General features: G+C 63.3%; 16 protein-coding genes. 5 read left to right on the top strand and 11 right to left on the bottom strand.

Annotated features, from left to right (window positions below):
- Window positions 1–36: 36 nt before the first annotated feature.
- From mrdA to AAZU54_RS22820, 5 genes are read right to left on the bottom strand one after another with little or no spacing between them, the layout of a single operon-like run.
- Window positions 37–1935: a penicillin-binding protein 2 gene (gene mrdA / locus AAZU54_RS22800; RefSeq protein WP_186556664.1), complete on the bottom strand. Its 1899-nt coding sequence runs from the start codon at window positions 1933–1935 to the stop codon at window positions 37–39.
- Window positions 1936–1952: 17 nt separating this feature from the next.
- Window positions 1953–2420, bottom strand: coding sequence for a 23S rRNA (pseudouridine(1915)-N(3))-methyltransferase RlmH (gene rlmH, locus AAZU54_RS22805; RefSeq protein ID WP_009397919.1), 468 nt, complete (start codon window positions 2418–2420; stop codon window positions 1953–1955).
- Between the two features lie 12 nt (window positions 2421–2432).
- Window positions 2433–2852, bottom strand: coding sequence for a ribosome silencing factor (rsfS, locus tag AAZU54_RS22810; RefSeq protein WP_186556663.1), 420 nt, complete (start codon window positions 2850–2852; stop codon window positions 2433–2435).
- Between the two features lie 44 nt (window positions 2853–2896).
- A complete protein-coding gene (gene nadD, locus AAZU54_RS22815; protein ID WP_186556662.1) occupies window positions 2897–3589 on the bottom strand; it encodes a nicotinate-nucleotide adenylyltransferase in 693 nt (230 codons plus the stop codon).
- Entirely contained in the window at window positions 3558–4829 is a 1272-nt protein-coding gene (locus tag AAZU54_RS22820; RefSeq protein WP_434727711.1) for a glutamate-5-semialdehyde dehydrogenase, read from the bottom strand. Before AAZU54_RS22820 ends, nadD begins: the two co-directional genes overlap by 32 nt.
- 318 nt (window positions 4830–5147) lie before the next feature.
- On the opposite strand from AAZU54_RS22820, the gene AAZU54_RS22825 reads away from it, so the two are divergent.
- Both AAZU54_RS22825 and AAZU54_RS22830 read left to right on the top strand, forming a co-directional pair.
- A complete protein-coding gene (locus tag AAZU54_RS22825; protein WP_434727712.1) occupies window positions 5148–5840 on the top strand; it encodes a DNA-3-methyladenine glycosylase in 693 nt (230 codons plus the stop codon).
- Window positions 5841–5843: 3 nt separating this feature from the next.
- Window positions 5844–7160: a bifunctional DedA family/phosphatase PAP2 family protein gene (locus AAZU54_RS22830; protein ID WP_312151305.1), complete on the top strand. Its 1317-nt coding sequence runs from the start codon at window positions 5844–5846 to the stop codon at window positions 7158–7160.
- Window positions 7161–7242: 82 nt separating this feature from the next.
- Here AAZU54_RS22830 and AAZU54_RS22835 read toward each other — a convergent pair whose 3' ends face one another.
- From AAZU54_RS22835 to AAZU54_RS22845, 3 genes are read right to left on the bottom strand one after another with little or no spacing between them, the layout of a single operon-like run.
- Window positions 7243–7833 carry an LON peptidase substrate-binding domain-containing protein gene (locus AAZU54_RS22835; protein WP_312151303.1) on the bottom strand — a complete coding sequence of 197 codons (591 nt, stop codon included), beginning with the start codon at window positions 7831–7833 and terminating at the stop codon, window positions 7243–7245.
- A gap of 9 nt (window positions 7834–7842) precedes the next feature.
- Window positions 7843–8559, bottom strand: coding sequence for an LrgB family protein (locus AAZU54_RS22840; protein ID WP_186556657.1), 717 nt, complete (start codon window positions 8557–8559; stop codon window positions 7843–7845).
- On the bottom strand, window positions 8556–8918 hold the full coding sequence (locus AAZU54_RS22845) for a CidA/LrgA family protein (protein WP_186556656.1): 363 nt from the start codon (window positions 8916–8918) through the stop codon (window positions 8556–8558). Before AAZU54_RS22845 ends, AAZU54_RS22840 begins: the two co-directional genes overlap by 4 nt.
- Window positions 8919–9077: 159 nt before the next feature.
- On the opposite strand from AAZU54_RS22845, the gene AAZU54_RS22850 reads away from it, so the two are divergent.
- The 3 genes from AAZU54_RS22850 to AAZU54_RS22860 all read left to right on the top strand — a co-directional run bounded on the left by AAZU54_RS22850 (window position 9078) and on the right by AAZU54_RS22860 (window position 12141).
- Window positions 9078–9533 (top strand): MaoC family dehydratase, encoded by a 456-nt coding sequence (locus tag AAZU54_RS22850; RefSeq protein ID WP_186556655.1) that lies wholly within the window; start codon window positions 9078–9080, stop codon window positions 9531–9533.
- A 203-nt stretch (window positions 9534–9736) separates the two neighbouring features.
- Window positions 9737–11470 carry a C13 family peptidase gene (locus AAZU54_RS22855; protein WP_264236627.1) on the top strand — a complete coding sequence of 578 codons (1734 nt, stop codon included), beginning with the start codon at window positions 9737–9739 and terminating at the stop codon, window positions 11468–11470.
- A 26-nt stretch (window positions 11471–11496) separates the two neighbouring features.
- Window positions 11497–12141 carry an oxidoreductase gene (locus AAZU54_RS22860; RefSeq protein ID WP_434727713.1) on the top strand — a complete coding sequence of 215 codons (645 nt, stop codon included), beginning with the start codon at window positions 11497–11499 and terminating at the stop codon, window positions 12139–12141.
- A gap of 149 nt (window positions 12142–12290) precedes the next feature.
- On the opposite strand, the gene AAZU54_RS22865 is transcribed toward AAZU54_RS22860, so the two are convergent.
- The 3 genes from AAZU54_RS22865 to mpl are packed head-to-tail and all read right to left on the bottom strand — an operon-like array spanning window position 12291 to window position 14553.
- Entirely contained in the window at window positions 12291–12578 is a 288-nt protein-coding gene (locus AAZU54_RS22865; protein ID WP_186556652.1) for a YceK/YidQ family lipoprotein, read from the bottom strand.
- Window positions 12575–13204, bottom strand: a complete 630-nt coding sequence (gene ubiX, locus AAZU54_RS22870; RefSeq protein ID WP_186556651.1) for a flavin prenyltransferase UbiX — start codon at window positions 13202–13204, stop codon at window positions 12575–12577. Before ubiX ends, AAZU54_RS22865 begins: the two co-directional genes overlap by 4 nt.
- Window positions 13204–14553 carry a UDP-N-acetylmuramate:L-alanyl-gamma-D-glutamyl-meso-diaminopimelate ligase gene (mpl, locus tag AAZU54_RS22875; protein WP_264236624.1) on the bottom strand — a complete coding sequence of 450 codons (1350 nt, stop codon included), beginning with the start codon at window positions 14551–14553 and terminating at the stop codon, window positions 13204–13206. Before mpl ends, ubiX begins: the two co-directional genes overlap by 1 nt.
- Between the last annotated feature and the right edge of the window lie 12 nt (window positions 14554–14565).

A 14565-nucleotide genomic window follows, 5' to 3' on the forward strand; every position in this document is an offset into this window, starting at 1 on the left:
CGTCTTCGCTGGAGAGCATGCGATCAAAGTTGTTCATCATTGCGGCGCTTCCTGGGCGACGGTGGGCGGCGCGAACTCGGTTTTCAGCCGGCCGCTCTCATCGAGCAACCAGGCATCCATCACCTGACGCATCACGGGGGCGGCCACACGGCCACCGGCTTCGCCGTTCTCGATCATCACCGAGACCACGATCTTGGGGTCTTCTGCCGGCGCAAAGCCGACGAACAAAGCGTGGTCACGATGGCGCTCCTGGACTTTGTTACGGTCGTACTTCTCGCCCTGCTTGATCGCCACCACCTGGGCGGTACCGCTCTTGCCGGCAATCCGGTACTGGGCGCCAGCGGCGGCGGCGCGGGCAGTACCGCGGGCGTTGTGCATGACCTGCTCCATGCCATGGGTGACTCGGGTCCAGTCGGCCTTGTCGCGCAGGATGATGTCATCGATCGGGTTTTCGTCCACCGGCGGCTGGCCTTCGATGGTCTTGGCCAGATGCGGCCGGAACCACTTGCCTTTGCTGGCGATCAGCGCCGTAGCCTGGGCCATCTGCAAGGGCGTGGTCTGCATGTAGCCCTGGCCGATACCCAGGATCAGCGTCTCGCCCGGGAACCAGGCCTGACGGCGGGTGGCGCGCTTCCACTCACGGGTCGGCATCAAGCCGGAAGACTCCTCGAACATGTCCAGCGAGACTTTCTGGCCGAGGCCGAACTTGTTCATGTAAGTGGACAGGCGATCAATGCCCATCTTGTGCGCCAAGTCGTAGAAGTAGGTGTCGTTGGAACGCATGATCGCCAGGTCCAGATCGACCCAGCCATCACCACTGCGGTTCCAGTTACGGTATTTGTGGTCATAGTTGGGCAACTGGTAGTAGCCCGGGTCGAATACCCGGCTGCTGGCGGTGACCACGCCACTGTCCAGCCCGGCAATCGCCACCGCCGGCTTGATGGTCGAGCCTGGCGGATACAGGCCGCGCAAGACGCGGTTGAACAGCGGCCGGTCGATCGAGTCGCGCAGCTCGGCATAGGCCTTGAAGCCGATACCGGTGACGAACAGGTTGGGGTCGAAACTCGGCTGGCTGACCATCGCCAGGACTTCACCCGAGCGCGGATCCAACGCCACCACCGCGCCACGCCGCCCGCCCAGGGCAAGCTCGGCCGCTTCCTGCAATTTGATGTCCAGGCTCAGGACGATGTCCTTGCCAGGAATCGGGTCGGTACGCTTGAGCACCCGCAGAACACGACCGCGCGCGTTGGTCTCGACTTCCTCGTAACCGACCTGGCCGTGCAAGGCGTCTTCATAGAAGCGCTCGATGCCGGTCTTGCCGATATGGTGGGTGCCGCTGTAGTTGACCGGATCGAGGGTTTTCAGCTCTTTCTCGTTGATCCGCCCGACATAGCCGACCGAATGGGCGAAATGCGCACCTTGTGGGTAATGGCGCACCAGCTGCGCCGCCACTTCCACCCCCGGCAGACGGAACTGGTTCACCGCCACCCGGGCGATCTGTTCTTCGCTGAGCTCGAACAGGATCGGCACCGGCTCGAACGGTCGGCGCCCCTGCTTCATGCGCTTCTCGAACAGCGCACGGTCATCCGGGGTCAGCTCCAGCACCTCGACGATCACATCCAGCACTTCCTGCCATTTGCCAGAGTTACCGGCCCGCTCGCGGGTCATGGTCAGGCTGAAGCTGGGCCGGTTATCGGCGATGATCACCCCATTTCGGTCGAAAATCAGCCCACGGGTCGGCGGAATCGGCTGCACATGCACCCGATTGTTCTCCGACAAGGTGGAGTGATAGTCGTACTGGATGATCTGCAGGTAATACAGCCGCGCGATCAGCACGCACACCAGCAACATGATCGCCACAGCGCCGACCACGACGCGGTTGCGCACCAGGCGGGCGTCTTTCTCGTGGTCTTTGAGGCGAATCGGCTGCGACATCGGGCGGGCTTACAGGCTCATTTGTGGTAGGGATGCCCGGACAACACGGTCCAGGCGCGGTAGATCTGTTCGCCGATCAGTATCCTTACCAACGGATGCGGCAGGGTCAGCGGCGACAGCGACCAGCGCTGTTCGCTGCGCGCACACACCTCCGGCGCCAGGCCCTCCGGCCCACCCACCATCAAATTCACCGTGCGCGAATCCAGGCGCCAGCGATCCAGCTCGACCGCCAACTGCTCGGTGCTCCAAGGCTTGCCGTGCACCTCGAGGGTGACGATACGCTCGCCCGGCTGCACCTTGGCGAGCATGGCCTCGCCCTCCTGACGAATCAGGCGAGCGACGTCGGCATTCTTGCCCCGGGTGTTCAGCGGTATTTCCACCAGCTCCAGCGACAGCTCCGAAGGGAGGCGCTTGGCATATTCATGCCAGCCTTCCTCGACCCACTTGGGCATACGCGAGCCGACCGCGATCAATCGCAGACGCACGGCACTTCCTTATTACTTGGTGAGCTTGTCGAAGAACTCGTTGGCACCGGTTTCCGAGCTGTGGTGCTTGCCATCGGCGGCACGGCTCTGCTCGGCACCCATCCACAGGCGCTCCAGGTCGTAGAACTGACGCGCTGCGGCGGTCATCATGTGCACGATAACGTCGTTGAGGTCGAGCAGGACCCAGTCGCTCTCGCCCTTGCCTTCTTCGCCCAGCGGCTGCACACCCTTGGCCTTGACCAGTTCACGAACCTTTTCCAGCATCGCGTTGATCTGGCGGTTGGAGGTACCGGTGGCGATGATCATGTAGTCGGTCAGGCTGTGCTTCTCGCGTACGTCGATGACCTGGATGTCCTGGGCCTTGACGTCTTCCAGTGCGGCCTTGGCCAGCTCGACCAGTTCTTCGGCCTTGATGATGTTTTGCTTGGTCATATAAAACTCGTTCAACTCATTGAATGAGGCGCCCAATGGCGCCGTCAGTTGGACGCACGATACAGATCGTGCGCCTCGATATAGGCCAGTACTGCGTCCGGCACCAGGAACCGCACCGACTTGCCGCTGGCCAGCAGCTGTCGGATTTGCGTGGCAGACACCGCGAGCGGCGTCTGCCAGACGAACGAAATATGCCCCGCCGGGCCAGACATGGCGGCGGGATCGCTCTCCGAGCGCGCCGCCAGAAGGTTGCGCAGCTCGTCAGGGGGTTCGACATCGGCATCCGGGCGTTGCAGCACCAGGATGTGACAGTGTTGCAGCAACTCTTCCCAGCGATGCCAGCCAGGCAGGCCGCAAAATGCATCCCAACCCAGCACCAGGAACAGTTGGTCGTCGTCCGCCAGCTCGGCCCGGATCGATTCCAGGGTGTCGATGGTGTACGACGGCTTGTCGCGTGCCAGCTCCCGGGCATCAACGCTCAGGCATTCGACCCCGCTAACCGCGCTTTGCACCATGGCCAGGCGATCCTGCGCCGACACCTGTGGCGTGTCGCGGTGTGGCGGTCGAGCGTTGGGCAGCAGGCGCAGCTCGTCCAGGCCCATGAATTCGGCCACTTCCAGCGCGCTGCGCAGGTGGCCGATATGCACCGGGTCGAAGGTACCGCCGAGAATGCCGACGCGCCGCACTGGCTGGGCGGTGCTCAACTCAGCAGGACTCCTGGCCGCGCAGTTGACCATCGCCGATCACTACATACTTCTCGCAGGTCAGGCCTTCCAGGCCGACCGGGCCGCGGGCGTGCAGCTTGTCGGTGGAAATCCCGATTTCTGCGCCCAGGCCATATTCGAAGCCGTCGGCAAAGCAGGTCGGGGTATTGAGCATCACCGACGCCGAGTCCACCTCGGCCATGAAGCGCCGGGCCTGGCCCTGGTGTTCGGTGATGATCGAATCGGTGTGGTGCGAGCCGTAATGGTTGATGTGCTCGATAGCCTGGTCCAGGCCGTCGACCACACGAATCGACAGGATCGCGTCGAGGTATTCGGTGTGCCAGTCGTCTTCACTGGCAGGCTTGGCCTCGATGATCGCCTGGGTACGCTCGCAGCCGCGCAGCTCGACGCCCTTGTCCTGGAAGCGGCGGGCCATTTCCGGCAGGAAGTCGCTGGCCACGCTTTGATCGACCAGCAACGTCTCCATCGCGCCACAGATGCCGTAGCGGTAGGTCTTGGCGTTGAAGGCCACGCGCCAGCCCTTGTCCAGATCAGCGTGCTGATCGATATAGACGTGGCAGATGCCATCGAGGTGCTTGATCACCGGCACGCGCGCATCACGGCTGATGCGCTCGATCAGACCACGGCCGCCGCGCGGGACGATGACATCGACGAACTCCGGCATGCTGATCAGCGCGCCGACGGCTTCGCGATCGGTGGTCTCGACCACTTGCACTACCGCCGCCGGCAGGCCGGCGGCAGCCAGGCCACGCTGGATGCAGGTGGCGATGGCGCGATTGGAATGAATCGCCTCGGAGCCGCCACGCAGGATGGTGGCGTTGCCCGATTTGAGGCACAGGCTGGCAGCGTCAATGGTCACGTTCGGGCGCGACTCATAGATGATGCCGATCACCCCGAGCGGTACGCGCATCTTGCCCACCTGGATCCCCGACGGGCGGTAGCTCATGTCACGGATGGCGCCGACTGGGTCCGGCAGGCTGGCAACCTGGCGCAGGCCAGTGATCATGCCGTCGATGCGCGCCGGGGTCAGGGCCAGACGGTCGAGCAGAGCTGGCTCAAGGCCATTGGCACGGCCAGCGGCCAGGTCCTGTTCATTGGCTGCGGTCAGCTCGCTGCGGGCAGCGTCCAGCGCGTCGGCGGCGGCCTGCAGGGCGCGGTTCTTCTGCGCGGTGCTGGCGCTGGCGATCACGCGAGAGGCCTCGCGGGCGGCGCGACCCAGGCGGGTCATGTAGTCAAGAACGGACTCAGTCATGGGCTCGGTGTCTTGGCGAAAGGGGAAATCGGCTGATTATAACTGGCACGCCCCTATACGCCCAGCGGCGGGTGGCGGATGGTAGAAGATGGCGAGGGTAATGGGTAGGAAAGATGTAACGGGCCTTATCAGAAATTTCCTTGTCCGAACCGACGCTATCGCGGGACAAGCCCGCTCCCACGGGGATTTCTCAAAGTCTGCGTGGGCGCGGGCTTGCCCCGCGATGAGGTGATCACTGATACCACGCAGTCGCTCAGTTCAGCCTCGATTAAGCGATTAATTGCTATGATCCGCGCCACTCAACCACGAACGATCAGCATGCCCGACCCAGCCCCCTGCCCGGCACTTGCCCTGCCCGACAGCTTTTTCGACCGTGATGCCCAGACCTTGGCCAAGGCTTTGCTGGGCAAGGTCATTCGCCATCGCCACGGCAATCTCTGGCTGGCCGCGCGGATCATCGAGACCGAGGCCTACTATCTGAGCGACAAAGGCAGCCACGCCTCGCTCGGCTTCACCGAAAAACGCAAGGCGCTGTTTCTCGATGGCGGGCACATCTACATGTATTACGCCCGTGGCGGGGATTCGCTCAATTTCAGCGCCCATGGCCCCGGCAACGCCGTGTTGATCAAGTCCGCCTACCCGTGGCTGGACGCCATCTCCGATGCCAACAGCCTGGCACAGATGCAGCTGAACAACCCTGACGCCAACGGCAACATCCGCCCAGACGAACGCCTGTGCGCCGGGCAGACCTTGCTCTGCCGCGCGCTGGGCCTGAAAGTGCCGCACTGGGACGCCAAGCGCTTCGACCCAGATCGTCTCTATGTCGAAGACTGCGCCATCAGTGTGCCGCAGATCATCCAATGCGCGCGCCTGGGCATCCCGCACGGGCGCGACGAACACCTGCCGTACCGTTTCGTCGATGCTCAATTTGCCCGCTTTTGCACACGGAACCCGCTGCGTCGGGGCCAAGTCGAAGGCCGGGACTACTTCATTCTGGAACAAGGAAGCTGACTCATGGGCCAATGGCTCGACAGCCTGACCGGCTGGCTCAGCGCCAACCCGCAGTGGCTTGGCCTGGCAATCTTTCTGGTGGCGTGCATCGAATGCCTGGCCATCGCCGGCATCATCGTACCGGGCACCGTGCTGCTGTTTGCGGTCGCGGTGCTAGCCGGTAGTGGCGCCTTCACCCTCGGTGAAACCCTGCTGCTGGGCTTTGCCGGCGGGCTGCTCGGCGATGCGCTGTCCTACAGCATCGGCAAGTACTTCCACCAGAACATCCGCCGCCTGCCATTGATCCGCCATCACCCGGAATGGATCGGCAGCGCCGAAACCTACTTCCAACGCTACGGAATCGCCAGCTTGCTGGTCGGGCGCTTCATTGGTCCACTGCGGCCGATGCTGCCGATGGTCGCAGGCATGTTCGACATGCCCCTGCCGCGCTTCATCGCCGTCAGCATGGTGGCCGGCGCCGGTTGGTCGGTGGCCTACCTGCTGCCCGGCTGGGCCACTGGCGCGGCCATGCGCCTGCCATTGCCGGAAGGCTTCTGGCTCGATGCCGGGCTGATCGCCGGGACACTGGCGGTACTGATCGGCCTGAGCCTCAATAGCAGCATCCGCGACCAGCGCCATGGCACCCGCTTGATCGCCGCCCTGAGCTTCCTGGCGCTGGCCGGGCTGTTCATCGGCTGGCCTTATCTGCACGAGTTCGACCAGGGCGTAATGACCCTGGTGCAGGAGCATCGCAGCCAGGCCGTGGATGGCGTGGTGGTGCTGGTTACCCGTCTGGGCGACTTCCAGACCCAGCTGTTCCTTGGCGCGCTGCTGACCGGTTTACTGCTGTTGGCACGGCAATGGCGTCATGCGCTGTTTGCCGGTGGTGCATTGATGGGTACTGCGCTGGCTAATGGCACGTTGAAGTGGTTGTTTGCGCGGGCACGACCTGAAGTGCTGACCGACCCGCTGACCAGCTACAGCATGCCCAGCGGACATAGTTCGGCGTCGTTTGCGTTCTTCTTGGTGATGGCCATTTTAGCCGGACGTGGCCAACCGCCGCGGATGCGGCTGACCTGGGTGCTGCTTGGCTGCCTGCCGGCGCTGTCGATTGCGCTGTCGCGGGTGTACCTGGGCGCGCATTGGCCGACCGACATTCTCGCCGGTGCGCTGCTGGCGTGCTGTGTGTGCGCTGTGAGCCTGACCCTGGTGCAGTATCGCCAGCCGCTGAACGCCTTGGGCCAGCGGGTTTGGTGGCTGGTGTTGCCGGCGTGCGTGGCGTTGTTGGCGTTCTTTGCCTTGCATGCGTTGCCGCAGGCTTTGCTGCGTTATCAGTATTGAGTGAGTCAGGGCCGGCCTCATCGCGGGGCAAGCCCGCTCCCACGCCAAGGATGTGAATGGAGCCGCACAGGTAACCGACCTATCAGGCAAACAACTCGCCCTGAATCCGCTCGAGCAGGTTCTGAATTGCCGCCAAACGCTCCTGCGGCGAATCGATCGTCAGCAAATCCAACTTGTCCTCTTCCATGAACGGCAGCAGGTAAGCCAGCTGATTGGCCAACGACAGCTGGCCGTCGACCGGCCGAGGCATATCCAGTGCCTCGACCATCGGGTGCTCACCCAGGGCCAGCAGCAGCGCGAGCAAATCATCCTCATGCTCGGTCAATTCGCTGTCCGCGCCGTCCGCCCGCCAGTGCACCTCGCCCAGCAGCAATTGGTCCTTCTGCACCTCGGTCTGGATCACCTCGAAGCGCCGCACGCCCTCGACGCGGATCCCCAGCAAGCCGTTGTCCTGCTGGGTGAAGTCGCGAATCAGCGCCTCACAGCCAATCGAAGCCACCACCGGCGGCGCCTTGCCAACCTGCTCGCCCTCCAGGATGCATACCACGCCAAAACCGCTGCCTTGTTTCATGCAGCGGCCGATCATGTCCAGGTAGCGCGCCTCGAAGATCTGCAAGTCGAGCATGCAACCGGGAAACAGCACGGTATTGAGCGGAAACAGCGGTAGCGTCATCACAAATCCTCAGGCCACCAGGCTAACCGCCAACGGCAGGAACACCGCCGTGGCCACACCCATCAGGCTCATCGCCAACGCGGCGAAGGCGCCGCATTCGTCACTTTCCTGCAAGGCCACCGAAGTGCCCACCGCGTGCGCGGTCACGCCCAGCGACATGCCCCGCGCCTCTGGGCTGAGTACGCCAAAGCGGGTCAGCAGCGCCGGACCGAAAATCGCCCCGATCACTCCGGTAATCAACACGAACACCGCCGCCAGCGCGGCCACGCCACCGATTTGTTCGGCCACCAGCATGGCAATCGGCGAGGTCACCGACTTTGGCGCCATGGTCATCAGGATCATGTGCTCGGCACCGAACCACCAACCCAGCAACAGGCACGCCAGGGTGGCAAACAGGCCTCCGATTACCAGCGTAGTAAATGTCGGCCAGAACAGCTGGCGAATGCGCCGCAGGTTCAGGTAGAGGGGTACCGCCAAGGCCACCGTGGCCGGGCCGAGGAGGATATTCATGATCTCGGTGCTTTTGCGGTACTCGGCATAGTCGATACCACAGGTGACCAGCACGCCGATCACCAGCAGCATCGACACCAGCACCGGCTGCAGGAAGATCCAGCGGGTTTTCTCATAACCTGCCAGCACGATCTGGTAGGCCCCCAAGGTGATGCCGATGCCAAACAGCGGGTGATGAATGACCGCGTTGAGCGCGCCGTGCCAGTCGAGGGTCATGGTTGCTCCTCGCGTTTGCCTTGGCGATGGATGAGCTTTTGCATTAATACGCCGACGAACACCAGGGTGGCCAGGCACGACAGCACCAGCGCACCGACGATGGCCCAAAAGTCTGCGGCAATGTCATTGGCATACACCATCACCCCTACCGCCGGCGGTACCAGCAACAGCGGCAAGTAGCGCAGCAGACTGGAAGCGGCCTCGTTCAGCGGCTTGCCGACCTCGCCGCGAATCATCAGGAACACCAGCAACAGCAGCAGACCAATGATCGGCCCAGGCAGAATGGGCACACACAGATGGTTGATTGCCGTACCCAGCAGTTGGAACAACACCAGCCAGGTCAAACCACGCAACAGCATAAGCATCTCCTTCGGGCATGGCGGCCATTATAAGCACGCGTTGGTTATGCCTATAAGCCGATATTCGCCGAAAACATGGCAACTTGACCGCAACCGCGCGACGTGCTGATCTTGGACTTTCGTACCACCCGAACAGCAATGACAATCCGGAGAGTCACGATGCCCTATGTACCTGTTGCAGAGCTTTCGCAGTACGTTGGAAAGGAACTGGGACGTTCCGAATGGCTGAAAATCGATCAGCAGCGCATCAACCTGTTCGCCGAGGCTACCGGCGACTTCCAGTTCATCCATGTCGACCCTGAAAAAGCCAGCAAAACCCCCTTCGGCGCCACCATCGCCCATGGTTTCCTCACCCTGTCGTTGATTCCCAAGTTGATGGAAGACATCCTGGTCCTGCCTGAAGGGCTGAAGATGGTGGTCAACTATGGCCTGGACAGCGTGCGCTTCATCCAGCCGGTGAAGGTCGATAGCCAGGTTCGGCTCAAAGTCGAGCTAACCGATGCCACCGAGAAGAAGCCGGGGCAGTGGCTGCTCAAGGCTACCGCCACCCTGGAGATCGAAGGCGAGGAGAAACCCGCGTATATCGCTGAGCCGTTATCGTTGTGCTTCGTCTGATCCTTCCTTGCACTGATCTGTAGGCGCTGACGAAGCCTGTAAACGAGGGTGTATTGCCCTCGCTTTAGCGACTGGATGCCTTGGGGGCTGCTGTGCAGCCCATCGCAGGCTGCGTCAGCCCCACGCATTCCCTGGCTCGCCAGCGCTGTCTGTGCCAACACATTCTGCGGCATACTCGGTAGATCTATCGCCCGGAATCCGCCATGCGTCCTCTGCTGCCCCTTGCCCTGACCTTGTTGCTCGCCGCTTGTGGCGAAGGCGAACCGCTGTCGCCGCCGGACGCGCGCCTGCCCGATGGTGGCCGCTACCGCGGTGAAGTGGTCAACGGCCTGCTGCAGGGCGAAGGCCGCATCGACTACCCCAACGGCAGTTGGTACGCCGGCACCTTCAACAATGGCCAATGGCATGGCCAAGGCGAATGGCACGGCAGCAACGGCGAGGTCTACCGCGGGCAGTTCGCTGGCGGCCTGTTCGATGGCCTGGGCGACCTGACCACCCCCGGCAGCCACTACGCCGGCACCTTCAAGCACGGCCGGCGCGATGGCGAAGGCACCCTCAAGCAGAACGATCAGGTCTATCGCGGCCAATTCAAGGACGACCAGTACCACGGTGCTGGTGAACTGGAGTTGGCCGATGGCAGCCGCTATCAGGGCCTGTTCGCCAAGGGCAAACCCAATGGCGCCGGGGTGCGCAGTGATGCCAGTGGCAATCAGTTCAGCGGCCGCTTCATCGATGGCCAGTTGCAAGGCAGCGGCACCTACGACAGCGTCGAGGGCGAGCAGTACATCGGAGAGTTCAAGGACAACCGCCTGGAAGGCCGCGGCCGCTACGAGAACGTCGACGGCGACGTGTGGATCGGCGAATTCAAGGACGGCTCGCTCGATGGCGAAGGCGAACTGCTTGGCAGCGATGGCAGCCGTTACAAGGGCGGCTTTCGCCAATGGCGCTTCAATGGCCAAGGCCACCTGCACCTGGCTGACGGCAGCCAATACCTTGGCGGTTTCGTCGATGACGCTTACCAGGGCCATGGCCGGCTGACCCAGGCCAACGGCCGGGTCGAGAGCGGCTACTGGGTCAAGGGTGTGCGGGTGCGTGACGAAAAAGGCAAGCTGTTGCCCGACCCGCTGGACCTGGCCCTGCTCAATCAAGGCAAACTGCTCGCAGACGCCCTGGCCAAGGTCCCGCACTCCAAGCCGCCGATCCAGCTCTACAGCCTGGTGGTCGCTGGCGATGGCCAGCAGAGCGTATTCCTGCGCGAGGCCGACTACGTCAGCAACATGCTCAAGGTACGCTTTGGCGCCCATGGCCAGATCACCCTGGTCAACCACCGCGATCACCTGACCGACCGCCCCATGGCCACCCGCGAGAACCTCACCCGCGCCGCCAAGACCCTGGCCGAGCGCAGCGGTCCGGAAGACCTGGTGTTCGTCTATCTGACCAGCCATGGCAGCCACGACCATCAACTGGTGCTCGACCAGCCGCGCCTGCAACTGGCCGACCTGTCCGCCGACGAACTGGCCAGTTCATTGGCGCCGTTAAAAGATCGCGACAAAGTCATCGTCATCTCCGCCTGCTATTCAGGCGGCTATATCGCCCCGCTCAAGGACGACCGGACCTTGATCATGACCGCCGCGCGCCCCGACCGGGTGTCGTTCGGTTGCTCGGAAGAAGCCGACTTCACTTATTTCGGCGATGCCCTGTTCGCTGAAGCGCTGAACCAGACCGACGACTTGAAACAGGCGTTTGAACTGGCGCGCGCCAGCGTTGCCGAACGGGAAGCAAGGGAAGGCTTCGAAGCCTCGGAACCGCAGCTGTGGGCGCCGCCCGCCGTGCTCTCGCACTGGCAGCGCCTACGCCGGCAACAGGCCGAGCAAGCCTTGCGCAATGAAGCTCAGACAGCCAACCCGGCGCAGGAAAAAAACCCTGCCAGCCACTAAGCTGTGTGTAACAAGGGAGAGACATCATGTACTTGACGCCTCAGCATGTCCTGCTTGCCGGAGCCACTGGTCTAACCGGTGAACACCTGCTCGACCGCCTGCTCAACGAACCGACCATCAGCCGGGTGCTGGCGCCAACTCGCCGACCCCTGGCCGAGCACCCGCACCTGGAAAACCCAGTGGGTGACCCGGCGGTGTTTCTCCCGCAACTGGGCGGACGCGTCGATATCGCGTTCTGTTGCCTGGGTACTACCCTCAAGCAGGCAGGCTCGGAGTCGGCCTTCCGCGCGGTGGATCTGGACATGGTCGTGGCCTTCAGCAAGCGTGCCCGGGAGATGGGCGCGCGGCACCTGCTGGTGGTCAGCGCGATTGGCGCCGATGCCAAGTCGTCGATTTTCTACAACCGGGTAAAGGGCGAGATGGAAGAGGCGCTCAAGGCCCAGGACTGGCCACAGCTGACCATCGTGCGGCCGTCACTGTTGCTTGGCGAGCGGATCGAACCGCGCCTGCGCGAGCGTTTGGCGGCGCCGTTCTCCAAGTTCATGCCGGGCAAATACCGCGGCATCGAGGCGTGCACCTTGGCACGTGCGCTGTGGCGGCTGGCGCTGGAGGAGGAAGACGGCATTCGGGTTGTGGAATCGGATGAGCTGCGCAGGCTTGGTCGGAAGTGATTAAGATCCTGGGGCCGCGTTGCGGCCTTCGCGGGCAAGCCCGCTCCCACAGGGACCGCGCCCATCTTCAGAGCGGCGCCCTCCCTGTGGGAGCGGGCTTGTCGGGGCGACGAACCGCCGCGAAGGGCCGCGTTGCGGCCCCAAAAATCTCACAGACCACCAGTAGCGTTGAAGCTCACCCCAAGCGCCGTCAACACCGACAATGGCAGCAACAAGGTATCGAGCAACAGGCTCCCCGGTAAATCCAACCGCGGATAAGCCGGCGCCTCGGCGCCAAACCTATCCAGCGGGCAACAGCCGCCGTTCATGACATACCAATCCAGACGCGTCCCGGCATACACCAAGGGCGCCCCCGGCTTGCTGGCATCCAGCGTACGCACCGTGGCGCAGCCACCCAGCTGGGCCAGCACCAGCAACCCCAGCAACGCCCGCCTCAATCATCGACCCCATAATGATGCTCGCCCCAACGCGGCAGCATGTCCTGCGGGATGTTCAGCAGATTGAGAATCCGCGCGACAACGAAGTCGACCAGATCATCGATAGTCTGCGGCTGGTGATAGAAGCCCGGCGCCGCCGGCAGGATCACCGCGCCCATCTGCGACAGCTTGAGCATGTTCTCCAGGTGAATGGTGGAGAACGGCGCCTCACGCGGCACCAGAATCAACTGGCGACGCTCTTTCAGGGTGACGTCGGCAGCGCGTTCGATCAGGTTGTTGCAGGCGCCTGTAGCGATCGCCGACAACGTCCCCGTCGAGCACGGCACCACCACCATCGCCGCTGGTGCTCCGGAGCCAGAGGCCACCGGCGACATCCAGTCTTCCTTGCCATACACCCGGATCTGCCCATCGGCGGCGCCGGTGTATTCGGTGAGGAAGGCCTGCATCGCCTGGGGCTTGGCTGGCAGCAGCACGTCGGTCTCGGTGGCCATCACCAGTTGCGCGGCCTTGGAGATGAGAAAGTGCACCTCTCGGTCCTCCCGCACCAGGCAGTCGAGCAGGCGCAGGCCGTACTGCGCCCCGGAGGCGCCGGTCATGGCCAGGGTGATGCGTTCCGGCCCGCTCATCACTGCAACGCCTCGGCCAGTTTGCCGTGCAGGCCGCCGAAGCCGCCGTTGCTCATGATCACCACGTGGGTGCCCGGCCGTGCCTGGCCTTTGACCCGCTCGATGATCGCTTCCAGGCTGTCGGCAACCACGGACGGCACCTTGCACTGGGCGGCAGTGGCTGCCAGGTCCCAGCCGAGGTTGGCCGGGGCGTACCAGATGACCTGGTCGGCGTCGTTGACGCTTTCCGGCAAGCCATCGCGGTGAGCGCCCAACTTCATCGAGTTGGAGCGCGGCTCGATCACTGCAATCACTGGCGCTTCGCCCACCCGCTTGCGCAGGCCGTCGAGGGTGGTGGCAATGGCGGTCGGGTGGTGGGCGAAGTCATCGTAGATGGTCACGCCCTGTACTTCGGCGACCTTTTCCATCCGCCGCTTGACGCTCTTGAAGGCGCTCAGACCGTCAATCGCCATCGCCGGTACCACGCCGACGTGGCGGGCAGCGGCCAAGGTAGCCAAGGCGTTGGCGACGTTATGCTGGCCCGTCATCTCCCACTTCACGATGCCTTGGGCAACCCCGTCGAACAGCACTTCAAAGTGCGAGCCATCGGCACTGAGCAGGCGCGCTTGCCACTGGCCGCCTTCACCCGTGGTTTGCACCGGCGTCCAGCAACCCATGCCGATGACCCGCTCCAGGGCTTGCTCGGTGGTCGGATGGATGACCAGGCCTTCGCTTGGGATGGTCCGCACCAGGTGATGGAACTGCCGCTCGATAGAAGCCAAATCCGGGAAGATGTCCGCATGATCGAACTCAAGGTTATTGAGGATCGCGGTACGCGGGTGGTAATGCACGAACTTCGAACGCTTGTCGAAGAAGGCGCTGTCGTATTCATCGGCCTCGACCACGAAGAACGGCGTGTCGCCCAGGCGCGCCGACACCGAGAAGTTCTGCGGCACGCCGCCGATCAGGAACCCCGGACTCATGCCGGCATGCTCCAGGACCCAGGCCAGCATGCTGCTGGTCGTGGTCTTGCCATGAGTACCGGCCACCGCCAGCACCCAGCGCCCCTGCAGCACATGGTCAGCCAGCCACTGCGGGCCGGAAACGTACGGCAGGCCCTTGTTCAGGACATATTCGACCGCAGGGTTGCCGCGCGACATGGCATTGCCGATCACCACCAGATCCGGCGCCGGTTCCAGCTGGGCAGGGTCGTAGCCCTGGGTCAGCTCGATGCCCTGGGCCTGGAGCTGGGTGCTCATTGGCGGATAGACGTTGGCATCGGAGCCGGTGACCCGATGGCCCAGCTCCTTGGCCAGGACCGCCAGGGAACCCATGAAAGTGCCGCAAATACCAAGAATATGAATGTGCATGATCGACCTCGC

The organism is Pseudomonas sp. Je.1.5.c, assembly GCF_051129895.1.
Taxonomy (GTDB): domain Bacteria; phylum Pseudomonadota; class Gammaproteobacteria; order Pseudomonadales; family Pseudomonadaceae; genus Aquipseudomonas; species Aquipseudomonas urmiensis.

What these genes read in the sequence shown, in the direction of transcription:
- mrdA (WP_186556664.1), bottom strand. Translation starts at nt 1,935, where the DNA reads ATGTCGCAGCCGATTCGCCTCAAAGACCACGAGAAAGACGCCCGCCTG.
- rsfS (WP_186556663.1), bottom strand. Translation starts at nt 2,852, where the DNA reads ATGACCAAGCAAAACATCATCAAGGCCGAAGAACTGGTCGAGCTGGCC.
- nadD (WP_186556662.1), bottom strand. Translation starts at nt 3,589, where the DNA reads ATGGTCAACTGCGCGGCCAGGAGTCCTGCTGAGTTGAGCACCGCCCAG.
- AAZU54_RS22820 (WP_434727711.1), bottom strand. Translation starts at nt 4,829, where the DNA reads ATGACTGAGTCCGTTCTTGACTACATGACCCGCCTGGGTCGCGCCGCC.
- AAZU54_RS22825 (WP_434727712.1), top strand. Translation starts at nt 5,148, where the DNA reads ATGCCCGACCCAGCCCCCTGCCCGGCACTTGCCCTGCCCGACAGCTTT.
- AAZU54_RS22830 (WP_312151305.1), top strand. Translation starts at nt 5,844, where the DNA reads ATGGGCCAATGGCTCGACAGCCTGACCGGCTGGCTCAGCGCCAACCCG.
- AAZU54_RS22835 (WP_312151303.1), bottom strand. Translation starts at nt 7,833, where the DNA reads ATGACGCTACCGCTGTTTCCGCTCAATACCGTGCTGTTTCCCGGTTGC.
- AAZU54_RS22840 (WP_186556657.1), bottom strand. Translation starts at nt 8,559, where the DNA reads ATGACCCTCGACTGGCACGGCGCGCTCAACGCGGTCATTCATCACCCG.
- AAZU54_RS22845 (WP_186556656.1), bottom strand. Translation starts at nt 8,918, where the DNA reads ATGCTGTTGCGTGGTTTGACCTGGCTGGTGTTGTTCCAACTGCTGGGT.
- AAZU54_RS22850 (WP_186556655.1), top strand. Translation starts at nt 9,078, where the DNA reads ATGCCCTATGTACCTGTTGCAGAGCTTTCGCAGTACGTTGGAAAGGAA.
- AAZU54_RS22855 (WP_264236627.1), top strand. Translation starts at nt 9,737, where the DNA reads ATGCGTCCTCTGCTGCCCCTTGCCCTGACCTTGTTGCTCGCCGCTTGT.
- AAZU54_RS22860 (WP_434727713.1), top strand. Translation starts at nt 11,497, where the DNA reads ATGTACTTGACGCCTCAGCATGTCCTGCTTGCCGGAGCCACTGGTCTA.
- ubiX (WP_186556651.1), bottom strand. Translation starts at nt 13,204, where the DNA reads ATGAGCGGGCCGGAACGCATCACCCTGGCCATGACCGGCGCCTCCGGG.
- mpl (WP_264236624.1), bottom strand. Translation starts at nt 14,553, where the DNA reads ATGCACATTCATATTCTTGGTATTTGCGGCACTTTCATGGGTTCCCTG.